This is a genomic window from Aeromonas sp. TS_SC_11, from assembly GCF_057318915.1.
On the sequence record NZ_CM170470.1, the window covers coordinates 1366624 to 1390285 of the forward strand.

General features: G+C 60.4%; 25 protein-coding genes. 15 read left to right on the top strand and 10 right to left on the bottom strand.

The window, feature by feature from the left end; genetic code table 11:
* The first annotated feature begins 36 nt into the window (after positions 1–36).
* Complete coding sequence (locus AC1P02_RS06415; RefSeq protein WP_059113725.1) at positions 37–861, top strand: MBL fold metallo-hydrolase; 825 nt, start codon at positions 37–39, stop codon at positions 859–861.
* Positions 862–1080: 219 nt separating this feature from the next.
* Here the strand turns inward: AC1P02_RS06415 and asnA are convergent, their stop codons facing one another.
* Positions 1081–2073, bottom strand: coding sequence for an aspartate--ammonia ligase (gene asnA, locus AC1P02_RS06420; RefSeq protein WP_087756978.1), 993 nt, complete (start codon positions 2071–2073; stop codon positions 1081–1083).
* A 153-nt stretch (positions 2074–2226) separates the two neighbouring features.
* On the opposite strand from asnA, the gene asnC reads away from it, so the two are divergent.
* Positions 2227–2688 (top strand): transcriptional regulator AsnC, encoded by a 462-nt coding sequence (gene asnC, locus AC1P02_RS06425; protein ID WP_005318482.1) that lies wholly within the window; start codon positions 2227–2229, stop codon positions 2686–2688.
* A gap of 21 nt (positions 2689–2709) precedes the next feature.
* On the opposite strand, the gene AC1P02_RS06430 is transcribed toward asnC, so the two are convergent.
* A complete protein-coding gene (locus AC1P02_RS06430) occupies positions 2710–3474 on the bottom strand; it encodes a substrate-binding periplasmic protein (protein WP_485184617.1) in 765 nt (254 codons plus the stop codon).
* Between the two features lie 85 nt (positions 3475–3559).
* Here AC1P02_RS06430 and AC1P02_RS06435 point away from each other — a divergent pair, with 85 nt between their 5' ends.
* Positions 3560–4096, top strand: a complete 537-nt coding sequence (locus AC1P02_RS06435; RefSeq protein ID WP_021139848.1) for a DUF2301 domain-containing membrane protein — start codon at positions 3560–3562, stop codon at positions 4094–4096.
* On the opposite strand, the gene AC1P02_RS06440 is transcribed toward AC1P02_RS06435, so the two are convergent.
* Positions 4093–4497 (bottom strand): CBS domain-containing protein, encoded by a 405-nt coding sequence (locus tag AC1P02_RS06440; protein WP_021139849.1) that lies wholly within the window; start codon positions 4495–4497, stop codon positions 4093–4095. The genes AC1P02_RS06435 and AC1P02_RS06440 overlap by 4 nt on opposite strands.
* A gap of 140 nt (positions 4498–4637) precedes the next feature.
* On the opposite strand from AC1P02_RS06440, the gene AC1P02_RS06445 reads away from it, so the two are divergent.
* A complete protein-coding gene (locus AC1P02_RS06445) occupies positions 4638–5342 on the top strand; it encodes an SDR family oxidoreductase (RefSeq protein WP_485184619.1) in 705 nt (234 codons plus the stop codon).
* Here AC1P02_RS06445 and AC1P02_RS06450 read toward each other — a convergent pair.
* The gene (locus AC1P02_RS06450) at positions 5268–5828 is read right to left on the bottom strand and encodes a 2-amino-4-hydroxy-6-hydroxymethyldihydropteridine diphosphokinase (RefSeq protein ID WP_485184621.1); all 561 of its coding nucleotides are present in this window, start codon (positions 5826–5828) and stop codon (positions 5268–5270) included. The genes AC1P02_RS06445 and AC1P02_RS06450 overlap by 75 nt on opposite strands.
* A 126-nt stretch (positions 5829–5954) precedes the next feature.
* Between AC1P02_RS06450 and cydH the strand changes: the two genes are divergently transcribed.
* The 4 genes from cydH (at position 5955) to AC1P02_RS06470 (ending at position 9353) form a co-directional block, all read left to right on the top strand.
* A complete protein-coding gene (gene cydH / locus AC1P02_RS06455) occupies positions 5955–6047 on the top strand; it encodes a cytochrome bd-I oxidase subunit CydH (RefSeq protein ID WP_096071838.1) in 93 nt (30 codons plus the stop codon).
* Positions 6048–6151: 104 nt separating this feature from the next.
* Entirely contained in the window at positions 6152–7552 is a 1401-nt protein-coding gene (locus AC1P02_RS06460; RefSeq protein ID WP_485184623.1) for a sensor histidine kinase, read from the top strand.
* An 8-nt stretch (positions 7553–7560) separates the two neighbouring features.
* Positions 7561–8076, top strand: a complete 516-nt coding sequence (locus AC1P02_RS06465) for a hypothetical protein (RefSeq protein WP_058395097.1) — start codon at positions 7561–7563, stop codon at positions 8074–8076.
* A complete protein-coding gene (locus AC1P02_RS06470) occupies positions 8073–9353 on the top strand; it encodes a sigma 54-interacting transcriptional regulator (protein WP_005318504.1) in 1281 nt (426 codons plus the stop codon). Before AC1P02_RS06465 ends, AC1P02_RS06470 begins: the two co-directional genes overlap by 4 nt.
* Before the next feature lie 55 nt (positions 9354–9408).
* Here the strand turns inward: AC1P02_RS06470 and AC1P02_RS06475 are convergent, their stop codons facing one another.
* Complete coding sequence (locus tag AC1P02_RS06475; RefSeq protein ID WP_021139854.1) at positions 9409–9891, bottom strand: DUF1097 domain-containing protein; 483 nt, start codon at positions 9889–9891, stop codon at positions 9409–9411.
* Positions 9892–10263: 372 nt separating this feature from the next.
* Here AC1P02_RS06475 and msrP point away from each other — a divergent pair, with 372 nt between their 5' ends.
* Positions 10264–11268, top strand: coding sequence for a protein-methionine-sulfoxide reductase catalytic subunit MsrP (gene msrP / locus AC1P02_RS06480; protein WP_485184626.1), 1005 nt, complete (start codon positions 10264–10266; stop codon positions 11266–11268).
* Positions 11269–11341: 73 nt separating this feature from the next.
* A complete protein-coding gene (gene msrQ / locus AC1P02_RS06485) occupies positions 11342–11974 on the top strand; it encodes a protein-methionine-sulfoxide reductase heme-binding subunit MsrQ (protein ID WP_219591442.1) in 633 nt (210 codons plus the stop codon).
* Positions 11975–12021: 47 nt separating this feature from the next.
* On the opposite strand, the gene AC1P02_RS06490 is transcribed toward msrQ, so the two are convergent.
* A complete protein-coding gene (locus tag AC1P02_RS06490) occupies positions 12022–12270 on the bottom strand; it encodes a PepSY domain-containing protein (RefSeq protein ID WP_005318514.1) in 249 nt (82 codons plus the stop codon).
* Between the two features lie 63 nt (positions 12271–12333).
* Here AC1P02_RS06490 and AC1P02_RS06495 point away from each other — a divergent pair, with 63 nt between their 5' ends.
* The 4 genes from AC1P02_RS06495 (at position 12334) to AC1P02_RS06510 (ending at position 15409) form a co-directional block, all read left to right on the top strand.
* The gene (locus AC1P02_RS06495) at positions 12334–12666 is read left to right on the top strand and encodes a PepSY domain-containing protein (protein ID WP_005318516.1); all 333 of its coding nucleotides are present in this window, start codon (positions 12334–12336) and stop codon (positions 12664–12666) included.
* A 106-nt stretch (positions 12667–12772) separates the two neighbouring features.
* The gene (locus AC1P02_RS06500) at positions 12773–13429 is read left to right on the top strand and encodes an AHA_4052 family stress response regulator transcription factor (protein ID WP_005318517.1); all 657 of its coding nucleotides are present in this window, start codon (positions 12773–12775) and stop codon (positions 13427–13429) included.
* 37 nt (positions 13430–13466) lie between these two features.
* Complete coding sequence (locus AC1P02_RS06505; RefSeq protein WP_021139858.1) at positions 13467–14816, top strand: sensor histidine kinase; 1350 nt, start codon at positions 13467–13469, stop codon at positions 14814–14816.
* Between the two features lie 131 nt (positions 14817–14947).
* A complete protein-coding gene (locus AC1P02_RS06510) occupies positions 14948–15409 on the top strand; it encodes a hypothetical protein (RefSeq protein ID WP_058395093.1) in 462 nt (153 codons plus the stop codon).
* Positions 15410–15561: 152 nt separating this feature from the next.
* Here AC1P02_RS06510 and torA read toward each other — a convergent pair whose 3' ends face one another.
* Complete coding sequence (torA, locus tag AC1P02_RS06515; protein WP_485184629.1) at positions 15562–18042, bottom strand: trimethylamine-N-oxide reductase TorA; 2481 nt, start codon at positions 18040–18042, stop codon at positions 15562–15564.
* A 22-nt stretch (positions 18043–18064) separates the two neighbouring features.
* Positions 18065–19195: a NapC/NirT family cytochrome c gene (locus AC1P02_RS06520; protein ID WP_042870161.1), complete on the bottom strand. Its 1131-nt coding sequence runs from the start codon at positions 19193–19195 to the stop codon at positions 18065–18067.
* A 366-nt stretch (positions 19196–19561) separates the two neighbouring features.
* Here AC1P02_RS06520 and AC1P02_RS06525 point away from each other — a divergent pair, with 366 nt between their 5' ends.
* Positions 19562–21532, top strand: coding sequence for a DNA topoisomerase III (locus tag AC1P02_RS06525; protein WP_485184630.1), 1971 nt, complete (start codon positions 19562–19564; stop codon positions 21530–21532).
* A 79-nt stretch (positions 21533–21611) separates the two neighbouring features.
* Here AC1P02_RS06525 and AC1P02_RS06530 read toward each other — a convergent pair whose 3' ends face one another.
* Together AC1P02_RS06530 and AC1P02_RS06535 are read right to left on the bottom strand one after the other, a co-directional pair.
* Positions 21612–22967, bottom strand: a complete 1356-nt coding sequence (locus AC1P02_RS06530) for a TrkH family potassium uptake protein (protein WP_113721032.1) — start codon at positions 22965–22967, stop codon at positions 21612–21614.
* Positions 22964–23617: a potassium channel family protein gene (locus AC1P02_RS06535; protein ID WP_005318531.1), complete on the bottom strand. Its 654-nt coding sequence runs from the start codon at positions 23615–23617 to the stop codon at positions 22964–22966. The genes AC1P02_RS06530 and AC1P02_RS06535 overlap by 4 nt, the downstream gene beginning before the upstream one ends.
* Between the last annotated feature and the right edge of the window lie 45 nt (positions 23618–23662).

A 23662-nucleotide genomic window follows, 5' to 3' on the forward strand; every position in this document is an offset into this window, starting at 1 on the left:
GCCCTGTGCCTGCGTTTTGTTTTCTGGGGGATTGAGATGATGAAGTTTTCCATCTTGGTGGATGATGATGTGCATCTACCCGGCTGCTTGCCTGAAAAGGGGCTGTCGTTACTGTTGGAGTGCGATGGCCTCAAAGTGCTGTTTGACAGCGGCCGTGGTCAGGTGTTGCAACACAATGCTGATGTGATGGGGATCGATCTCGCCTCGCTCACCCACGTGGTGCTGTCCCATGGTCATTATGATCATGTGGGCGGTATTGGTTCGCTACCCCTCTACTCACCAGCTATTCCTCTGATCGCCTGTCCGGATGTGTTCTGCGAGCGTGGCTATTTTCTATCGCTCCCCTTCTTGCGCCGCAACCTCTATCGCCTCTCGGGGGATCTTGAGCGGGAGTCGCTGAGCGCAAAGGGGCTTCTCCCCCACTGCTCCGCCGAGCCAGTGTGGCTCTCTGATCGTTTGGTGTTCCTCGGGAGCATTTCGCGGCGCGACAGGGCAACCCCTTCACTGCTTGGTTACATATTGCGAGGTGGGCGAATAGAGAAGGATGCCATATCGGATGATTCGGCGCTGGCCTACAAGAGCCCACGTGGACTCATCATCTTCATCGGCTGCGGCCACTCCGGGGTCGAGAACATAGTGCAACGGGCCAGGGAGGTGTGCGGTGATGAGCGGGTGCATGCCGTCATCGGTGGCCTTCACCTGAAGTTTTCCGGCCCGCAACGGGCGGTGGCGTTGGGTATGTATCTGCAACAGGAGGGAGTGGAAAGCCTCTTTGCCTGCCATTGCACCGGCAAGCGGAAAGTGGGGTTGCCACGGCAGACCAACATAGGTGCGGGGTTCGCATATGTATTTCCGCCATAAAAAAAACGGCAATCCTAAGATTGCCGGGAGGAATGTAGTCATGCGACCTGACGTGGGTTGAGCGGGTCGCAGGGGCAAGCCCCGGTTTCGCAGAGGGTCGGAATGATCCTCTCCTTACAGCATGCCCGTGATGCGCTCTCTCATCCCGGGCGGCCACACACCTGTCAGGCCTGACCTGAACGCCGCAGCATGCGGGTCAGACCCATTGAATCATCTTGCTTACAGCATGCCAGGGATGGCGGCCTTCATCTCTGAGGGCCAAACGCCGACCTGAACCTGACCTATATGCTCTTTTTGCAGCAGCAACATGGCCAGACGGGATTGGCCTATGCCGCCCCCTATGGTCTGCGGCATCCGCTCTGCCAGCAGATCCTGGTGCCAGTCATATTGCAGGCGACCTTCATCACCAGTGATGGCGAGCTGGCGGCGCAGGGCCTCTGCGTCCACCCGGATCCCCATGGAGGAGATCTCGAAGCTGTCTTCCAGCACCGGGTTCCACACCAGAATGTCACCGTTCAGACCCGCCAGACCCAGTTCGCTGTGGCTGCTCCAGTCGTCATAGTCCGGGGCGCGCACATCGTGACGCTCACCGTGGGAGAGTGCGCCGCCGATGCCGATGAGGAAGACTGCACCCAGCTCCTTGGCGATGGCGCGTTCGCGCCCCTTGGCATCGAGATCCGGGTAGCGGGCCAGCAGCGCTTCGCTGTGGAGGAACTGGATCTCTCCCGGCAGGAAGGGAGTCAGTTCGTGTTCGGCGCAGACGGCACGCTCGGTGGCCTTGATGGCGGCCCAGATGCCGCGCACGGTTTCTTGCAGATAGGCGAGATCGCGGCGCTCGCTCGGCATCACCTTCTCCCAGTCCCACTGATCCACGTAGACGGAGTGGATGGGGGTGAGCTTGTCTTCGTCCGGGCGCAGTGCCTTCATGTGGGTGTAGATGCCTTCACCCGGGCCGAAGCCGAAGCGACCCAGGGTCTGGCGCTTCCACTTGGCAAGGGAGTGAACCACTTCGTAGCTGTGTCCGGGGAGTGTCTTCACCTTGACCTGCACCGCATTCTCGCTGCCTGACAGGTTGTCCTGAGTACCATCTCCGACCCGGCTCAGAATGGGGGCTTGCACCTCCATCAGGCCCAGCTGCTGGGCGAGTTGGCGGGAGAACATCTCTTTGACGAAGCTGATCTGCTGTTGGCTGCGAATGTAGTGCTGTTTCATGCTGAATACCTGTCTAGAACCCGTTGGATGTGACGATTCTTCAACAGAACGAACACTAAATTCAATATTCGATAATAGAAATAGGCTTTACACATTTTTTTGTTCAAAATAAACCGCAAATTAATGAGATATCGTCAACGGGAGTGCAAAAAAGTGCCGGAAAATTATCGGATCGATAATCTCGATCAGGCCATCCTCACCGCCCTGATGGAGAATGCGCGGATCCCTTATGCCGAGTTGGCCAAACAGCTGGCGGTCAGCCCGGGTACCATCCATGTGCGGGTGGAGAAGATGAAGCAGGCGGGGATCATCGAGGGAACCCGGGTGCAGGTGAACCCCAAGAAGCTGGGTTACGACGTCTGTTGCTTCATCGGGATCAATCTCAAAAGCGCCAAGGATTACCCCTCTGCACTGGCCAAGTTGCAGGCGCTGGACGAGGTGGTGGAGGCCTACTACACCACGGGTCACTACAGTATCTTCATGAAGGTGATGACCCGCTCCATTGACGAGTTGCAGACTGTGCTGATCCACAAGATCCAGACCATAGACGAGATACAGTCCACCGAAACGCTCATTTCGCTGCAGAACCCGATATTGAGGGACGTGAAACCTTGACGAGCCGTCTGACCGTCGGGATCAGGGTTCGATATAGGGAATGCCGTACTTGTCGTAGATGGCCTTGAGTCGGCCATCCCGCTTCATGCGCAACAACTCGGCATCGTAGGCGGCCATCATGGCTGGTGTATCGGCATCGGCCTTGGCCCTGGTCCAGACGGTGTAGTAGGGGCTGGCCTTGAGTGGCTTGGGCAGGTAATCGAGTTTGCCCTCCAGCCCCTCCTCTCTGATCTGGGCGAAGGCGGTAACCAGCGGCATGGGCACTGTATCGATGCGCCCGGCGATCAGTTTGCGCAGTTGCAGCTGGTTGATGGGGATCTCCTGGATCTGATAGGCGGGGTCCTTGAGCGCCGCAGCCAGTTCGGGAGTGTAGGCAAAATCCTTGGTCAGCCCGATGCGCCAGGGTTTGAGGTCTTCCAGGGTATCGTAGCGGATCTTCAGCATGTCGGCCTTGCGCACGAAGAAGTGCCAGCTGTGACGCAGATGGGATTGCTGTGGATAGAGCAGGTAGCTCTCTCGCTCCGGCTTGTAGGAGTGGGTCATCACAAGGTCATACACGCCGGTCTCGGCATTGCGGGTGAGGCGGGCACCCGCATCGGTCAGTTCGATCTTGATGGGGATCTTGAGCTTGTTGAAGATGGCGGTGACCACGTCCACATCGAGTCCGCCAGGCTGGGCCTTGTCATCCAGAAACTTCAGCGGCGGCTCAAGGGTGCCGCCTATGACCAGTTCTTTGGCCTGGAGCCAGAGAGGGAACAGCAGACAGAGCAGGGGTAACTTTCGCAAACCACATCTCCTGCACGGAATAGGGAATCGCCCACGGGCATGATTCAAGTATATTGGCCCGAATATTCAACAGAGACGACCCCGGATGGCAAATCCTGAAATCGAAAGTGAGTTGGATGGCATCGACAGGTTATCTGTCTGCTTCTATCGTCTTGGCTTGAGTCTGGCAGCTTTATTGCTGGTGTGTCGAGGGGCCAGCCTGCTGATCGGGCAGGATTTTTTAGCGCCCTCAGTCTGGTTGACGGCGCTGGTGGTAGCCAGCGGGGTATGCGGACTCTGCCTGCATGTCTATGACAAGCGCATCCGTTTCATCTTGCAGGTGTTTGCCTGGGGTGCCCTGGTGCTGAGTGCCAGCGGAGCGCCCGAGGTGCTGGTATTGGGGGCGTCGTTGGCGACGCTCTCCGGACTGGCGTTCAAGGAGCAGTTCTGCTTCGCCATTCCGGGCATCAAGGCGCTGCCCCTGCTGTTGCCGTTGCTGTGGGGACTGGAGTGGGCACAACTGGGCTGGGCCGCCGCGCCGGTTGCCCTGGCGTGCGGCCTGTTGTTTGGCTTGCTCTGTCTGGCAAAGTGGCGGATGCCCCTGCACTTCGACATCGGTGACAAGGGGCGTTACCAGATTTAGGTCTGATGGCAGCCTTTCATCTGCTGATTGAGGGCTTGCATCACTTGATGGCGGCTGATGATGCCGATCACTTTGCCCTGCTCCAGCACCGGATAGATCTTGGGTTTTGCCCCGGTCATCTGGCGCGCCAGATCCAGAATGCTGTCGTCCGGGTCGACCGAGAGAGGCGTCCGGCTCATCATGTCTTCCACTTGAGTGCGGGTATCGCAGTGGTAGCTGCCGGTGATCAGACTGGGAATGCAGTCCTGTTCGGAGAGAAACCCGACCAGCTGTTGTTGGTCATCCAGCACAGGCAGGCCGCTCAGCCCTGAGTGGTGCAGCCGATCCAGCGCTTCGGCCAGACCGAGTTGCGGGGTGAGGAAGTGGGTCAGGCGACCCATGTGATCGCGAATATGTAGCATATGATGGCTCCAGAAGCGGGGTGTAGTGCCACTATGGGCGCGGTGAGGCGGACAAGGCCAGCGGTTTGTGCCATAGGGATTGATAGGTGTCGCCGTCGCGGGTATGCCAGTGGCTGGTGGCAATGACAAAAGGAGAGGTTATGCGTGCATTGGTAACGGGGTGTGGCCGTCGACTCGGTTTCTACCTGTGTGAACAGCTGGTGGCGGCAGGTTGGCAGGTAACGGGCAGCTATCGCAGCGAGCGACCCGAGCTGGCTCGGCTGCGTGCACTGGGAGTGACGCTGGTGCAGGCGGATTTCGCTTCTGAAGAGCAGGTCGGCCAGCTCATTGAGGTGCTGGCATCACAGCAGGATCTGGCGCTGGTGATCCACAACGCCTCGGCCTTCGAACCAGAGGCGGCAGATGCTGCGGCGCAGCTGGCCCAGTTCGATCAGTTCTATCGGGTACACATGGCGGCGCCATTTCGGCTCAACCGGGCGCTGGCGCCCCGGCTGGCCCGCAATGCCAATGCCAGCATCATCCATATCACGGATATCTATATTCACGCTCCGGCGCCCCAGTTTGCCAGCTATGTGGCCACCAAGGCCGGAGCCCACTCCCTTGCCATGAGCTTTGCCCGCGAACTGGCGCCTGCCATCCGGGTCAACACCATAGAGCCGGGCCCTATCCTGTTTCTCGACGAACATGGCGACGCGTGGCGCCAGCAAGTGCTGGCGAAGACGCCGCTGGCGCGGGAAGGCGGGCTTGAGCCTATCTGGCAGGCGGTGCAGCTACTGATGGGGAACGACTACATGACGGGGGCCAGCATCCGGGTAGATGGCGGCCGCAGCCTGGCGGTCATCTGAACCCTGACTGAGCCGCAAGGGGGTCAAGCCTACCTGCAGCTCCTCGATCACCTTGCCCTTCATCAGCCGGGTATGCAGTGGCAGCGTGACCTTGTGGTCATGCACTTCTCCCTGGCCATACAGCTCAGCCAGCAGTTCATTGAGATAGGCATCGACACGAGTCGCGGCAAAATCGTCTGCGGCACTGCTGGCAAGAATGTCAATATCCAGCGGCCGGTCGAGCACCTTGCAGTTCGGATCGCTGCGATCCCGGCCATGGGCCAGTTCCATGGCGATGAAGAGGGTTTTCAACTGCTGGGCTGTCAGCCCGCTTTCGGCAACGAACAGGCAGTTGAGGAAGTCGTGCCTGGAGTGCATTCCCACCGGTTTGGTCTGGATCACCGAACTCAGCTGCAGGCGGCCAAAGTGTTCAAGCAGTTCGCCAACCACCTGACTGACGTGAATATGGGGATCAAGATTCGATCCAATGCTGCACAGATAGAACATGCTCACCGATCCTTGGGTTGGGCTCATCTGAAATGTATACACGGCTCACGGTTATGGGATTAACTATGCATTAACATACATTTGTCTGTTGTGATCAGGCTCTTGTTGGCAAGAAAGGAGGTTTGCATGAGTGTGGAACTGAAATGGGCACTGTTGACCGCATCCAGCGCGTTGGCAATGATCCTGATTATCTGTGTGGCATCCGTCGGTCTGGCGTGAACCCCGTCCCTCATTTGCGGTATGAACCGGCCTCCTGGCCGGTTTTGCTTTTTGGGGGAGTGCAGATATGCTGACCCACCCATGATGAATCGAGACAGCACAAGATGACCAAGGTACGCCCACGTTCCTTGCTGCAAGTGGTATTGATGGGCTTCGTCCTGGTATTGATGCCGCTGGGCGGCATGATCTGGCACGACAGTCAGGCCCTCGAACACTTGAGCCAGTTGACCAGCGACGAGCTGGAGCGGGCGGTGCGCGATACCCGTCGGGCGACCCTGCTCACAACCCAGGCCATTGATCTGGAACGTACTCTTCGCCGTTATGCGGTACTGGGGGATGAGCGCATCCTGGCCAGTTACCAGCAGCAGCTTGCCAGTTACCGCAGCCTGCTCGCCGCTCATCAGGGCTCGATCCCGGATGCCGAGGCTTACACCGGCCTCGAGCAGGTGCTGGCCTGGCTCGAGAGCCTGCAGGATCTGGCCAAGGCCAGAGCCGCCTCGGCCAGCCCGCAATTTGATGAATTTAATCAAATTAATCAGCAGCTTGAAGTGATTACCCGAGGCCAGGTCGATGAGCATGTGAGCCGGGTACGCGCCATGATTGCAGAATTGATGAGAGAGATCTGGTGGGTCAGCGGTTTCGTGGCCGTGCTCAGCCTGCTGCTGGTGTTGTTGTTTACTTATCTGATTATCCACCCTGTGCGTCAGATTGAGTCGCGGATCTTGAGTCTGGGCGCGGGTGTGGAGCCGGACAAACGACCCGTGGACGGGCCGGCAGAGTTGGTGGTATTGGGGGAGCGGATCAACTGGTTGCACGACAAGCTCAAGGAGCTGGAACAGCAGAAATACCAGTTCCTGCGCCATGTTTCCCATGAGCTCAAGACGCCGCTGGCGGTGCTGCGGGAGGGCTCGGACCTGCTTGGCGAGCAGCTGGTGGGGCCGCTTACGCCGGATCAGCAGGAGATCTGCCAGATGCTGGAGGAGAACAGTCGCCGATTGCAGACCCTGATCGAACGTCTGCTCGATTTCAACCGCCTCAGCCAGCAGGAGGTGTTTACCCTGACGCCGGTGGCGCTGGCGCCCTTGCTGTCAGAGTTGACAGCTGAGTACCGGCTGGCGCTGGAATCCAAACAAATCAGTGTACACTTGCCGACCGATCCCATCATGCTGCAGGCGGAGCCGTATCGCTTGCGGTTGATCCTCGATAATCTGTTTTCCAATGCGGTCAGCTATGGCGCCAGGGGTGGCCGGATCTGGATCCGCGCCGGGCAGGATGCCAACGGCGGCTGGCTGGAGGTGGCCAACGAAGGGCCCGTCATTCCGGTAGCCGAACGGGAGCGGATCTTCGAGCCATTCGAGCAGGGCAGTATAGTGCGGCAAGGTTTGTTGAAAGGCTCCGGCATGGGGCTTTCCATCGCCCGCGAGTCGGCGATGAGCCTTGGCGGTGAATTGGTATTGATTGAAGACGAACAGGCTGATGTCTGTTTCCGGTTGACGTTGAAGTGAAGCAAAAGATGAAACAATGTGTTGTTCCGGTATTGATGATGGGCCTGCTCACAGGCTGTTCTTTGCTGCCAGCGCGTGACCCGGCGGCGTCGCCGGATCTCGCCCTCGCCAAGCGCATGGAGTTTGCCAACAAGGAGATGCAGGTACGCCTGCAATACTCGGACTGGCTGCTGGCCAGTCACGCTCAGCAGCGGGCGCAGGAGCGTCAGCGCCTCAAGGGTGCGACCGATGTCGAGAGCCGCGTCAGTCTGGCCATGGTCAATACCCACCCCTCCGAGTCGGTGGCAAACCGTCGGGCCGGGCTGGACAAACTCAAGAGCCTGCTGCCCGAGCTCGGGCTCGATGCCCAGGCTTTCCTGCGCAGCTGGATTGCGCTGGGTGAGGAGCTGCTGGTACGTGACAGCCGTCGTGACGACCAGAGTCAGGAGGTGCAGCGTCTGCGCCGCCAGATTGAACAGCTCTCCGCCATCGATGAACAGCTCAATCAACGCAAGCTCAACGGCAGTGGCGAGGCCCTGCCATGAGCCGGATCCTGCTGGTTGACGACGATGTCAGCCTGCTCAAGCTGATGAGCATGCGCCTGCGCAGCCAGGGCTACGAAGTGGATACCGCCGACAGCGCCGAAGGGGCGCTGGACAGATTGCGCCAGCAACGGGCCGATCTGGTGTTGAGCGACTTGCGCATGGCCGGCATGGACGGCCTGGCGCTGTTCGAGCGCATCCAGTCACAGTGGCTGGGGTTGCCTGTCATCATAATGACAGCCCACGGCACCATTCCCGATGCCATCCAGGCTACCCGCTCCGGGGTATTCAGTTTTCTCACCAAACCCATCGACAAGGATGAGCTGTTTGCCACCATAGAGCATGCGTTGAGCCTGACACGCCCAAAGCAGCAACAGGAGTGGCAATCGCTTATCCTGACCCGCAATCCGCAGATGGAACAGTTGCTGATCCAGGCCAATAGCATAGCCGGCATGGAAGTGCCCGTGCTGATCATGGGGCCGTCCGGTTCAGGCAAAGGGGTGATGACTCAAGCCCTGCATCAGGCCAGCAGTCGCCGTGACAAGCCGCTGCACGTCATCAACTGCGCCGCCTTGCCGTGGCCTGCGCTGGATCTGCAGCTGTTTGGCGAGGACGGTCAGTCCGGCCTGTTCGAACAAGCCAAAGGCGCGACACTGTTTCTCGACGAGATAGGAGATCTGTCGGAGTCGCTACAGGCCAAGCTGTTGCAGGTGTTGCAGGAGTACGGTCAGGGGACGCCCGAGGTGCGGGTCATCAGCTCCAGCCATCAGGATCTGGTGACGGCGATGGAAGAGGGGCGTTTTCGGGAAGATCTCTTCTACCGCCTCAATGTGGCCAACATCACCTTGCCACCTCTCAGCGCCCGCAGTGAAGATATTCCGCTGCTGGCCAGACAGGCGCTGGACGAATATCGCAGTCGTCACAGTGACTGTGCGGCCCTGGGTTTTTCACCCGAGTCGCTGGCCATGCTGGCGGCCGCAGCCTGGCCCGGTAACGTGCGTCAGCTCTACAGCGTGGTGGAACAGCTGGCGAGCCTCTGTTGCAGTCCTGTGATTGGGGTGTCCATGGTGGAGTCGGCCCTGAGTGGCGGCGGTGGTGGCATCCCCTCGTTCAACGAGGCGCGGGCCGAGTTCGAGAAGGAGTATCTGATCCGTCTGCTGCGTACCACTGAGGGCAACGTGACCCTGGCGGCCAACATGGCGGGCAGAAACCGTACCGATTTCTACAAGTTATTGAATCGGCACGGCATAGAGGCGGCAAACTTCAAGTCGAAGGGATAAGCCGGACAGTATAGGCTTGCGTCCCGGCGAAGGATTATTCGCTGGTGAGTGCCATTCAGGCGGGATCGACTACGGCGGTAGAGGTTTGGGCTTTCTGGGTTTTCTGGGATAGCCAGAGCCCGCTCGCTTTCATCAGGTAACCGAACAGCGCGCCTATCACCAGGGACGGCAGTATCAGGCGCCACTCCCCCGCGGCACCGAAGGTGGCGCAGCAACCGGCGAAGGTGCCGGGAATGTAGCCCAGCCACTGCTGCTTTGCCTGCACACACATCAGGGTCGCAACCACCCCCGTCATCATATAGCCCGCCATACCCGCTCCCCACCAGGCATCCCCGTGGATCAGCAGCAATGCCCACAGCATGCCGCTCCCATTGCACAGCATGGTTTGCAACAGCGCCTTGTAGCCACCGCTGGAGGCGAAGTAGCTGGTGCAGCCGAGAAAGCCGACCCAGGAGATGAGGCCGAGTGTGACGGCAACCCAGCCCCAGACGGCAGAGAGGATCCCGGTCGTGATGGCGATGGCGATCAATGGGCTCATGGCGTGACTCTTCAGTAGTGGAATTCGTAAAGAAAGGGAGCCTACCCCGCGCAGGGGGGGCGGCAAGCAGGGGCGAGATTGTGTGTGATCTTCATCACTCATTTCAACTCAGGAATACGCTTGCGCTCGCGAAAAAAATTCATTGGAGGCGTGCTCGACCCTGCACCATAGTTATGGGCCCTGTCCTGCTCATGGAGTGAGTCTGATGGCGCCAAATGTGATCGTTCCTCTGCTGGTATTCGTAGCATTGTTTCTGGTCGGAACCATGGCCAAGGCTCTGCCCCTTTACCAGCTCATGTAAATTTTCGTGAAATAAAACTCGGCCGGGGCAGGTCTTATGGTTGTTACCCTCATAGCCCCGGGAGTTTTTCCATGTTGATCAAGCGCCGTTCTTCTCATCATCCCACCGAACAGGATGTTACCCCGGAAGCCGTCTATCAGGATCGCCGCCTTATCCTGAAAGGGTTGGGGCTGGGGGCTGCGACCCTGGCGTTTCCCGCTCAGGCTGGCGTGCTCGACCTCTTCTCCGCCGACAAACCGGCACCTGCCGCATCGACCAGACCGCTCAACATTCGCGCCGCCGCCAGACCTGAGGGCGTGGTCATCACCCCGGAGGAGAAGGCCACCACCCACAACAACTTCTATGAGCTGGGTACTGACAAGGGGGATCCGGCTCGCAATGCTCACTACCTCAAGCCCGAGCCGTGGCAATTGCGGGTAGAGGGGGAGGTGGCCAAGCCCTTCACCTTGGATGTGTGGGACCTCATCAACAAGACAGAGCTGGAGGAACGCATCTACCGGCTGCGCTGCGTAGAGGCCTGGTCCATGGTGTTGCCCTGGAGCGGTATCAGTCTGGCGGAGCTCATTCGCCGTGCCGAGCCCACCAGTCGCGCCAAGTTCGTGGCCTTCGAGACCCTCTATGACCCCGAGCAGTTGCCGGGGCAGGCATCCCGTTCTCTTGGAGGGGGCATAGATTATCCCTATGTGGAGGGGCTGCGTATCGACGAGGCGATAAACCCGCTCTCCTTCCTGGCGATGGGCCTCTATGGCAAGACGCTGCCCGCCCAGAACGGGGCACCGATCCGGCTGGTGGTGCCCTGGAAGTACGGCTTCAAGAGCATCAAGAGCATAGTTTCCATCCGGCTGGTGGAAGAGATGCCACCGACCACCTGGAATCTGCTGGCATCGAACGAATATGGCTTCTACGCCAACGTCAACCCGGAGGTAGATCATCCGCGCTGGAGTCAGGCCAGCGAGCGCTTCATCGGGGAGGGTGGCATCTTCGGTGCCAAGCGTCAGCCTACCCTGATGTTCAACGGTTATGCCGACGAGGTAGCCTCGCTCTATCAGGGAATGGATCTGAGACAATGGTACTGAGACTGACAACAGCTCATACCAAGGGCCGCCCCCATGGGGTGGTCCTCCCTTATCAAGCCATGGATCCAAGAAAATGGTACTGAGACTGACAGCGGTTCACATCAAGGGCCTGCGAGTGCTGGTGCATCTGGGTTCTCTCGGCTTTCTGCTCTGGCTGGGGTATGCCTTGCCAGCCGGGTTGCTGGGGGGCGACCCTGTGCAGGGTTTGACCCACTATCTCGGCAAGGGGGCGCTCAATCTCTTGCTGATCACCCTGCTGGTGTCACCGCTCGCCAAGCGCTGGCGGCAGGGGCAGCTCATCAAGCTGCGCCGCCCTCTCGGGCTCTGGTGCGCGGCCTGGGCCGGGTTGCACTTTATGGTGTGGCTGGGGCTGGATCTGCAATTCGACTGGGAGCTTATTGGCGGCGAGCTGGTGAAGCGCAGCTACATACTGGTGGGGGCAGTGGCGCTCTTGTTGCTGGCGGTGCTCAGTCTGACCTCTATCCCCGCCCTGCTGCGGGCCATGGGGCCGGCCTGGCAGAAGTTGCACAACTGGATCTATGCCGTTGCCCTGCTGGTGCCGGTGCACTATTGGTGGTCGGTGAAGAGTGGCTGGCAGGAGCCGCTCATCTACCTGCTGCTGGCCTGTGCTCTGCTATGGCCACGGCGGGAGAAGTTGCTGCGCCCCTGGCGTCAGCGTCAACGCCAGAAGCTGAAAGAGGCGTGAGTTGCCGCTCAGGCATCACAGCGCAGAACTCGCATAGCAAAAGAGGCCTAATCGGCCTCTTTTTTGGTGATGTCGCCCGTGTAGGCATCGACCAGCAACTGCACTCGCTGTTCGTCGGCATCCAGGGTTTCTACCTCGAATTTATCCCCTTCCAGCTCCACTTCCCGAATGTCGTGGTACCCTTGGGCCAACAACAACTTGACCAGCGCCGGCATGTCGAGACGCGCCTGGGCCGCCCAGCCAAGGGTGGAGAAAAGGCAAAGGATCAGCAGGAAACTGCGTGGGATCATATTCATTCCGGATTCATGGCTGGCAGACTATAAACGGCATTATGTTAGGTTTTTGGAGATGAATCACCCATGAATAGAGCCCTGTCTCTGCTGGGGTTGCTGCTGCCCGTGATGGCGCAGGCGACCACGCCGAACGAGGCCTTGCTGCAACAAGCTGTCAGCGAGGGTCGGGTCAGGCCCTTTCATGAGGTGATGGAGGTGGCCTCCCTCCTGCCGGTGCGCGTGCTGCGCGTCGACCTGGGGGAAGAGGATGGCATCTGGCTGTATGAGCTCAAGCTCATCGACAGCGAGAACAGCGTGATCAAGGTCGGCTATCGCGCCGACAATCTGGAGATGGTGTGGCTCAAGGGCCACCATCTCGAGCGGCTGTTCGAACCACGCCCGCCGCAAGAGGAAGATTGACCTTTGGGTGGGTGCCAGGTTGGGCTCCAAACTGACAATCCGGCACAACTGTTCAACCTTCCCATCTCCGTTGACGCAAGAGTAACCCTGCTTTGGATACCCATTTATGCGAATTCTGATAGTTGAAGATGAGAAGACCCTGGCGGGCCAGCTGGCCGAACAGCTGCGTCTGTCCGGTTTCGTGACCGACCTTTGCCACGATGGCAACGAGGCCGGCTTTCTCGGCGAGACCGAACCTTATGACGCCATCATCCTGGATCTCGGCCTGCCGGGTCGCGATGGCCTGAGCGTGCTGAAAGAGTGGCGCAGCAAGGGGATAGATACCCCTGTGCTGGTACTGACCGCCCGAGGCCAGCTGCACGAGAAGATTGAGGGGCTCAATGCCGGTGCCGACGACTACCTCACCAAGCCGTTCCAGGTGGCGGAGCTGGTCGCCAGGGTGCAGGCGCTGGTGCGACGGGCAGCAGGCAATGCCAGTTCGATCCTGGAGATCGGCGGAGTGCGGCTCGACATGGCGGCCTCCCAGGTGTGGTACGAAGGCACCCCCATCAAGCTCACCGCCCACGAATTTCGGGTGCTGGGCTACCTGATGCAGCACAGGGGCAAGGTGGTGTCGCGCAGCGAGCTGATCGACCACATCTATGCCCAGGATTTTGACCGTGACTCCAATACCGTCGAAGTCTTCATCGGCCGGATCCGCAAGAAGACCCACGCCGATCTCATTGAGACTGTGCGTGGCCTTGGATACCGGATCAACGAATGAGTCGGGCCTTGATGCAACCCCTGCCAGGGTGCGGTGAATGAGGCTGGTCAGGACCCTGCGGGGGCGGCTGGTAGTCATAGCGCTGGTCTGGTGCGGTCTCTTCCTGTTTGCCACAGGTTTCAGCCTGCAGACCATGATGCGCAACTACTGGCAAGAGGCGGAAGCCGACGGCCTGCGCCTGCAGCTCTACGATCTGCTCTCCCGCCTCGAGATCCAGCCAGACGGCCTGCCCATCGTCACCGAACCCATGGCCGACCCCCGCTTTCGTCAACCCTATTCCGGCTACTACTGGCAGCTGGAGCTGGGGGATGAGGTGGTCAGCCGCTCGCGATCCCTGTGGGATGTGCACCTCAAGGTGCAGGGTCTGAAGTCGGCGTTCGGCGATCCGGATCTGTTTGTCGGCAGGGGACCTAACAAGGAGCCCCTGCTCATCATGACGCGTACCGTGCTGCTGCCCGGGTCGGATCGGACGTTTACTCTGGTGATGGCCAAGGACAGCAGCGCCTTGACCCAGACCCTCAAGAAGACCCGCATCAGCCTGTTCCTGGGCCTCGGCTTCGCCGCCACGGGTCTGGTGCTGGGCTTCATGTTCCAGATCGTCTATGGTCTGCGTCCGCTGCATCTGCTGCGCCGCGAACTGGGACGGGTACATCAGGGGCATCAGGAGGGATTCCGGCTGCGTTATCCGCTGGAGATACAGCCGCTGGTGGAAGACATCAACCGCCTGCTGCACCACTACAGCGAGCTGCTGCAGCGAGCCCGCTCCCACACCGGCAATCTGGCTCATGCCCTCAAGACGCCGCTCAGCATAATGCGCAATCAGGTGGCCCAGTTGTCGCCGGAGGATCAAGCCGCCATCGGTGAGCAGCTTGACCAGATCCAGCGTCACATCGACTATCACCTCGGCAAGGCGCGGGTGACCGGCGCCGCCAAGATCCTCGGGGTGTCGACCCCGGTGCGGGCACGGGTGGAGTACATCTGCCGCGCCTTCTCCCGTCTCTATCCGGGCAAGGAGGTGGATCTGCAGGTGCCAGCCAATCTGGCGGTCGGGGTGGAGGAGCAGGACTTCGACGAGATGGTGGGCAACCTGCTGGAGAACGCCTACAAGTGGTCGGCCGGTCAGCTGCGTATTTCCAGCGCCGAGCTGGGGGGCTGGATCACGCTGCGCATCGAGGATGACGGCCCCGGCATGAGCGAGGATCAGATCGCCAAGGCTGTGTTGCGCGGGGTACGGCTCGACGAGAAGGTGCCGGGCTCGGGGCTCGGCCTCAACATAGTCTCCGATCTGGCCGAGGCCTATCGAGGCAACCTCATCATGGGTCGGGCGGAGTTGGGTGGTCTGGCTGCGTCTCTGTCACTGCCCAAGGTGGCCAGGGTAGAGAGCTAGATATTATCAGCCCCGTTATGGGGCGGATGGAATTGTGGTGGTCTGGCTGCGTCCCTTCACTGCCCAAGGTGGCAAGGGGGGAAGGTCAGGCATAAGATAAGACACTTGTTCAAGCCTGAGGAAGGGTAGCAATGACAGACGATCCATGGGCACTATGTCACCTTGATGACTCGTTCGATTCCTCCGTGTTGGGGATCAAGGGGGCACAGCTTCAGTGGTTTGAAGACAGAGATAGCCTGATCGCATTCCTGCTGGAAGATTTCATCGATCTGCTGGCCGATGCAGGTGAGCTGGACGAAGACGAAGTTGCCAGCGCCCGCGAGCGCTTCACTCTGCTGGTGGAGCAGATCAGCGACGATCGTGCGTTGGTGGATGCGCTCAACGATCTTGCCTCCGGCCTGCGTCGTATCGCCTGGCTGGGACCGCTCTCCGAGCTGGCCGAAGTCAGTGATGACTTCGCCGCCGGCCTGCGCCGCTATTTCTGGACCCAATACGATGGCGACGAAGATGACCCGGATGCCTGGGTGCCGGAAGAGCTCTGGCCCCAGCTGGTGGAGTGCGCGGAAGAGTATATGCAGGAAGGCGACTTCTGAGTCACTTTGCCAATGCTCTGGCGGCAGAGCGGGTGGAGTGTACGGAAGAGTACATGCAAGAAGGCGACCTCTGAGTCACCACTGTCATAGCTAATTGACAGCAATAAAAAAACGGCGCCTGATGGCGCCGTTTTTGTTGGTCGAGTGTGGACTCAGCCGTTGGCCGGGACCGCGTGAGCGGTGTTGGCCAGTGCCGGGCCCCTGTATTTCTCGATCTGCAGCTGGGCCATGTGGCCGCAGTTGCCCTGCGCCAGGCTGGAGGTGCCCTCGTCGAAGGTCAGGCAGTTGACGTTGCCGTTCTTGCAGATGGCCCCCGCCTCACCCGGTTTGGCCGGGTCGAACCAGGCCCCTTCACAGATGCGCACCACGCCAGGACGTATGTCTTTCGACACCAGAGCGCCCACCAGGATCTGGCCGCGATCGTTGAAGGCGCGCACCAGATCCCCATCCTGAATGCCACGCGCCTTGGCATCATCCGGGTGGATCAGAATGGCCTCCCGATCGGCGATGGCGAATTTGTCTCGCAGTGGCGTGTTGTCCAGCTGTGAGTGCAGGCGCTGGGTCGGGTGCGAGGTGTTGAGCGACAGCGGATAACGGCTGGCCGCCTCGCTCTTCACCCACTCCTTGGGCTCATACCACTTGGGATGGCCGGCGCAGTCGGCATACCCCATGCCGGCGATGGTGTTGGAGAAGATCTCGATCTTGCCGGACGGGGTGCCGAGCGGGTTGAGCAAGGGATTCTCGCGAAAATCGGCGTGACGGATCCACTGGCGATTCGCCTCCGGAATGGGGAAGCGGATGTAGTTGTTGGATTCCCAGAACATGTTGAACGGCGGCAGCGCCACCCGCGCGCCACGGGCCTGGGCGGCCATGCCGTCATACATCTGTTTGAGCCACAGCATCTCGTCCTTGCCTTCGGTGTAGGCTTCCAGCAAGCCCAGCTTGGCGGCAATGGCGCTGAAGATGTCGAAGTCGTTGCGTGACTCGTGCTGGGGCGGTACGCACTGGTGCATGGGGAACACGTAGCGTTGGGAGTAATCGCCCCCCATCTCCAGATCGTTGCGCTCATAGCTGGTGGTGGCCGGCAGCACTATGTCTGCGTGCTTGGCGGTGGCGGTCCAGTAGGGTTCGTGGACTATCACCGTCTGCGGCTTGCGCCAGGCCTTGAGCAGGTTGTTGGTGTCCTGATGGTGGTGGAAGGGGTTGCCACCCGCCACATAGACCAGCTTGATGTCCGGATAAGTCACCTGACGACCGTTGAAGTCGATGGTCTTGCCTGGGTTGGCGAGACAGTCGGCGATGCGGGCTACCGGGATCGGGGCCGGGCTGTTCTTGGGCGCGTTGCCGGCCGAGATACCCGCCAGGATGCCGCCCTTGGCGGTGGGGCTGCCACCGGAGGAGTAGTGGTAGCTGAAGCCGTAGCCGCCACCGGGCAGGCCGATTTGGCCCAGCATGGCGGCCAGGGTCACCAGCATCCAGTTGGGCTGCTCGCCGTGATGCTGACGCTGCATGCCCCAGCCCGCCATGATCATGGTGCGCTTGGACGCCATGTCGAGGGCCAGCTGACGGATCACGGCGGCATCGACGCCGCAGACAGTGCTCGCCCACTCGGCGCTCTTCGGCTGGCCATCGTCCTTGCCCAGCAGGTAGGTGAGGAACTTGTCGAAACCGCTGGTGTAGCGATCGAGGAAGGCCTGATCGTGCTTCTGCTCGGTATACAGGGTGTGGGCCACCCCCAGCATCATGGCCACGTCGGTATAGGCGTTCGGCGCAATCCACTCGGCCCCGGCCAGTTTGGCGGTCTCGTTGTAGACCGGATCGATGCTGATGATGCGGGTACCCTTCTCCTTGAGCGCCTTAAAGCCGGCCTGACCTTCGTGGTCCGGCATGTTCCAGCTGTTCTTCAGAGTCACCTGGGCGTTGACGCCCCACAGCACCACCAGTTCGGCGTGTTCGATCACGTTCGGCCAGGCGGTCTGCTGCTCATACACCTCGATGGAGCCCATGACGTGGGACATGATCACCTGGGCGGCGCCAGCGGAGTAGTCACCGGCATAACCGGTGAAGCCACCGGCCAGGTTCATCAGGCGGTGCAGCAGGGTACGGCTGTTGTGGAACATGCCGACGCTCTTCCAGCCGTAGGAACCGGCGTGGATCGCCTGCGGGCCGAAGTCGCTCTGCACCCGGCCAATCTCGCCGGCTACCAGCTCGATGGCCTTGTCCCAGCTCACCCGGACCCATTCGTCGGCGCCGCGCAGCTCGGGTCTGGCACCAGGGCCGTGCTCCAGCCAGCTCTTGCGCACCATGGGGTACTTGATGCGGTTCTTGGCGTGAACCTGGAACGGGGCCATGTCGATGAGATCGTTCGGCGCCGGATCATCGGCCACCGGCTGGACGCGCACCATGCGGCCCTCTTCGACTATTGCCTCGAAGGCACCCCAGTGGGCGCCGGTCAGTATGCCTTTCTGGGCCGGGACCAGGGTCGGGAACTGTTCCAGCGCCGTGCTGATGGCCTGGGCCAGGGCACTCTTCGGGAAGATGCCGGCGAGCAGCGGCAGAGCCGCGCAGGCGCCGAGCCCCTTGAGAAGGTTGCGGCGGGACAGATTGGTTTTCTTATCGGTAAAAAAAGTCATGACGATTTCCTCTGTGCCAGCCTTAGTGCGCCGCGCTCATGTCACTGGCATGTTTCTGGACGTATTGGGTCAACATGCGAGCCTGTTCCGGGGTCAGGGAGGTACGGGATTCCATCCCCTTGATGACGCCGATCCACTGGTTGGCATTGAAGTGATCCAGCGCCGTGAGGCCGTGGCAGCCGGTACAGTTGTTGGACATCAGGGTGGAGGCGTATTGCCACAGCTTGCCCTGATCGCCGATGAGCTGGCTCTGATCCACCCAGGCGGTCAGCTTGACCTGATGCCAGGTGAGGTTGGTGGCGCTGTCGGTTTCGCTCTGGCCGGTGACCAGGGATTTCTTGGCGTTATCGCCGACCAGTACGCTGAGGATCCGCTTGCCGGGGGCGGCGTAGAACACTTCGCTCACGCCGTCCTGCTGCCAGCCTTCGATCTGCACCTGGGCGCGGCCATTCTCGTTGGCCAGTACTTCCACCTTGGTGGAGGGCATCAGGGTGCCTTCATCTGTCTTGGCGGCGGCATCGAGGAACAGCGGCGCCGTGGCGATGGCGTAACGGGTGGTGACGTTGGCCGGGGTCTGGGCGGCAGCCTGGGCCAGCTCGCTCGCACCGGCGGCAGCCAGCTCGCTCATGTCAGGCATGATGTGGGCGACACCGCGGTGGCAGTCGATGCAGGTCTGGCCTTCCTTGATGGCGACCGGGTGCTCGGCCCGGGCATTGGGGCGCTGGGCCAGAATGTCCATGGCGGCGTAGCTGTGGCAGCTGCGGCAGGTGGCGGAGTCATTGGCCTTGAGCTCGTCCCACACCGACTGGGCCATGCGCAGCTTGTGTGATTCGTATTTCTCTGGGGTATCGAGGGTGCCGATAGCCTCATGATAGATATCCTTCACGGCGCGGATCTTGGTCCACAGATAGGCGCTGGGTTCATTGGGGATGTGGCAGTCTGCACACTCGGCCCGGATGCCCTTCACGTTCTGGAAGTGGACGCTGCCCTGATACTCGGCCAGCGGGGTCTGCATGGAGTGGCAGGAGACGCAGAACTCGGTAGAACTGGTTTTATGCATCACTGTCACTGTGACACCCAATGCCGCGACGCCCAGCAGGGCCCCGAGCAGCAGGAGCCAGAACCAGGTCTTTCTCAATAATTTTCCAAGCATGGCGGCGTTTTCCTACGATCAAATATTACCAATATAGTAGTAGCTAGGGAGAGGTAGGGGCTTGACCTCTATCATGGTTTTTATTTTGTATTGTTATTTTAAATACATTTATTATTTCGTATTTTATCATTTAATTGAATTTAATTTAAATTCAGCTCTTTTGTTATCCCGTTCGCACTCGTTCGGGCCAAGTTTCATCATCTGGCTCGCATGAGCATCCTCAAGGGTAGTTGCATCCTTGACCCCGAGTCGCGTCGCTGACCGACAGCGTGCTCGTGATCACCGAACCCGCGGGTGGCCGGGCTTGGGCTTTGCAAAAGGCTCGGTATATACTGTTCGCATATACAGTATTCAGGTATGTTTGCCATGCGACTCTTTATCGCCGAGAAGCCCAGTCTGGGCCGCGCCATTGCCGATGTGTTGCCCAAGCCCCACAAGAAGGGGGAGGGCTTCATCGAGACTGCCGAGGGGGACGTGGTGACCTGGTGCATCGGCCACCTGCTGGAGCAGGCCGAGCCCGATGCCTACGACGCCGCCTTCAAGCAGTGGCGCATGGAGCAACTGCCCATCATCCCTGCCCAGTGGCAGCTGGTTGCCAAGCCCAAGACCAAAGCCCAGCTCACCGTCATCAAGCGGCTGATCAAGCAGGCCGACTGCGTGGTGAATGCCGGCGATCCGGACAGGGAAGGGCAACTGCTGGTGGACGAGGTGATCGATTTTCTCGGTTACCCCAAGACCAGGCCGGTGCAGCGCTGTCTCATCAGCGATCTCAACCCGCCGGCAGTGCGTCGTGCCCTCGACAAGCTCAGGGACAACAAGGAGTTCGTGCCGCTGGCGGTATCGGCGCTGGCCCGCAGCCGCGCCGATTGGCTCTATGGCATCAACATGACCCGGGCCTATACCCTGCTCGGTCGCAAGGGCGGTTGCAGCGAGCTGCTGTCGGTCGGCCGGGTGCAGACCCCGTTGCTGGGGCTGGTGGTGCGGCGGGATCTGGAAATAGAGGCCTTCGTACCCAAGCCCTTCTACGAGGTGCTGGCCCATGTGGTGACCGAGGGCAACGAGCGCTTCAGCGCCAAGTGGCTGCCTTCCGAGGCTTGCCTGCCCTGGCAGGACGAGGAGGGGCGGGTGCTCAACCGGGCGCTGGCCGCCAAGGTGGTGGAGCGGATCCAGGGTCAACCTGCATCGGTGGAAGGGCTGGAGGAGCAGACCCGCAAGCAGGCGGCGCCGCTGCCCTACAACCTCTCCAGCCTGCAGATCGATGCCGCCAAACGTTTTGGCATGGATGCCAAGCGGGTGCTGGATGTGTGTCAGGGGCTCTACGAGCGCCACAAGCTCATCACCTACCCGAGATCCGACAGTCGCCACCTGCCGAGCGATCATTTCAACCGGGCTGCCCAGGTACGGGAGGCCATAGCCGCGACCGCGCCGGCACTCGCCCGGGCGGTGAGCGAGGCGGACGGCAAGATCCGCAGCAAGGCGTGGAATGACAGCAAGGTGGATGCCCACCACGCCATCATTCCCACCGAGAAACGCGGCAACGAGGCCAGCCTCAGCGGCGATGAGGCCAAAATTTACGGTCTGGTGGCGCGCCAGTACCTGCTGCAGTTCTATCCCCCATTCGAGTACAACGACAGCAAGGTGCTGCTACGTATCGCGGGTGGCCTGTTCCAGGCCAAGGCGCGGCGGATCCTCAAGGCGGGCTGGAAGGCGCTGCTGGGGGTCGAAGAAGATGACGACGAAGAGAAAGCCGGTACCCTGCCCGCCCTGAAAGAGGGGGAGCAATTGCTGTGCGAGCGCGGCGAGCTGCTGGAGAAGATGACCCAGGCGCCCAAGTCGTTCACCGATGCCACCTTGCTGGCCGCCATGACCGGCATAGCCCGCTACGTGCAGGATCCCGAGATCCGCAAGACCCTGCGCGAAACGGACGGTCTTGGCACCGAGGCGACCCGGGCCGGTATCATAGACCTGCTGTTCAGGCGTCGTTTTCTGGTGCGCCAGGGCAAGAGCATCAAGGGCACGCCCACTGGACGGGCACTGATCCTGGCTCTGCCCGCCACAGCCACCACGCCGGACATGACGGCTCTGTGGGAGCAGAGCCTGGGCCAGATTGCCGAGCGGCACGCCAGCTATCAGCAATTTATGGGGCCACTGACAGATCAGTTGAACGCCTTGATTGAGGGAGCCCGGCAGGATTCTGGCGCCAGCTTCAGCGCCCTGCCCAAGGCGGCACCGGGGGCCGGCAAGCCGCGTTTTCCCCGTCGCAAGAGCAGTGCAGGCACCACTGGCACTCCTCGCAAGAGTGCCGGCAAGCGCCCGGCCAAGAGCAAGGCGACCTGAGTCGCCGCGCCGCAATACCAGGCTGGATAAGCCAAATAGAAAAGGGGCTCTTGGCCCCTTTTTCTATATTGCACCTGGACTAGCCTGTATAGACACTCTCTTCCGGGTACTTGATGCGGGTTTCGCTCGGGCGAGCCAGCATGAAGGCCAGGGTCAGCGGGCCGAGACGACCACAGATCATCACCAGTACCAGGATAAGCTTTCCCGGCTCGCTCAAGGAGGCAGTAATGCCGGTAGAAAGCCCCACAGTGGCGAACGCAGAGACGGTCTCGAACATGATTTTGTCGAACGGCAGATCCTCGGTCACCATCAGCAGGAACATCGCCAGCATCAGTACCATGGTGCTGACCATGATGATGGCCAGCGAGCGGGTCACTATCTGGGGTGACAAGGTGCGACCAAAGGCTGTGACATGGGGTCGCTTGCTCAGGAAGGCACGGGTCGCCAGCAGCACCACCGCAAAGGTGGTCACCTTGATACCACCGCCGGTAGAGGTGGTACCCGCCCCGATAAACATCAGCATCATCAGGAATAGCAGGGCCGCAGGGGTCATCAGCCCGATATCTATGGTATTGAAGCCCGCGGTCCGCGCACTGGCAGAGTGAAAGAAGGCAGCCAGCCACTGTCCACCAAAGGAGGTGGCGCCAAGAGTGCCCGGATTGTTGCGCTCCAGCAGCCAGAACATCAGGGTGCCCAGCAGCAGCAGGGCTGGGGTCATCACCAGCATCAGCTTGCTGTGCAGCTTCAGCTTGCGCCAGCGCCGGTTGCGCACCAGATCGACGACGACAGTAAAGCCGATCCCCCCGAGGACCAGCAGACCAGCGATGGTCAGGCTGATGATGGGGTCATCCCGGTAGTTCATCAGGTTATTGGAAAATAGCGAGAAACCGGCGTTGTTAAAGGCAGAAACCGCATGGAAGAAGCTGACGTAAAGGCCGTGTTCCCAGCCCATATCGGGCACCCAGCGGATGGCCATGACAGCGGTGCCGATCAGCTGGGCGATAAAGGCGAACAACACTATGCGTCTGACCAGCCCCACTATGTTGACCGAGCCCTCCTGTCCCAGCGCCTCCTTGGCCAGCACCTGCTGGCGCAGGCCGACCCGTTTGCTGAACATGGCGATCAGCAGCAGTGTCATTGTCATCTGACCCAGACCGCCAATCTCCATCAATATCAACAGGAAGATCTGCCCCTGCAGCGTAAAGGCGGTACCTGTATCCACCACACCGAGCCCGGTCACGCTGATGGCTGAGGTGGCGGTGAACAGGGCGTTGACGAAGGTCACTTCGCCATTGTGGCTGGAGGGTTGTACCAGAAAAATAGTGCCGATCAGCAGGATGACCAGAAAGCTGCCCAGGATCAGCTTGGCTTCGCTCCAGCGGGAGTTGTCATCCCGATGCAGGGCGAAGGCGTAGCTGCTGCGCCAATTGATCATAGGGTTTCCAGCCAGTGGTCGATGGCGTGTTTGTTGCCTGCCATGATCAGTATGTCGCCCAGTTGCAGCTCCATCTTGCCGGTCAGCACGTTATGCAGCACATCGCCTCGCTTGATGGCGAGCAGCTGGAAGTCATTCTGCTGCAGCAGATGCAAGTCACCGAGATTGCGGGCATTTTGCTGCAGACCGATAACGACTTCGGTCAGCACCATATCGTGGCCCAGCTCCAGATAGTCGAACAACCGGTTGTCCAGCATGCTCTGGGCGACCCGTCGGCCCATGTCCCACTCTGGATTGATCACCTTGTCGGCCCCGACTTTATGCAGGATTTTGGCGTGAAACTTGTCACGGGCCTTGACCCACACCTTCTTCACGCCCGCCTCTTTCAGGACGAGCGTGGTGAGTATGCTGGTCTCGAGGTTGTCACCGATGGCGACGAAAACGATGTCGAAGTTGGCCAGCCCCAGCTCGGCCACGGTAGCCTCATCGGTCGCATCGGCGACGACGACATGGCTGCACAGGGTGGCTATCTGGCGGGTCTTGCTTTCGTCGATATCAATCGCCAGCACCTCGGCATCCTGCCGTTGCAGCTCTTCGCACAGGGCGCTGCCAAACAGACCCAGTCCGATGACGGCAAATTGGTTGTTCATGAGTACTTCCTCGGGAGTCGGAGCCGGATACTCTACTCCAGCAGA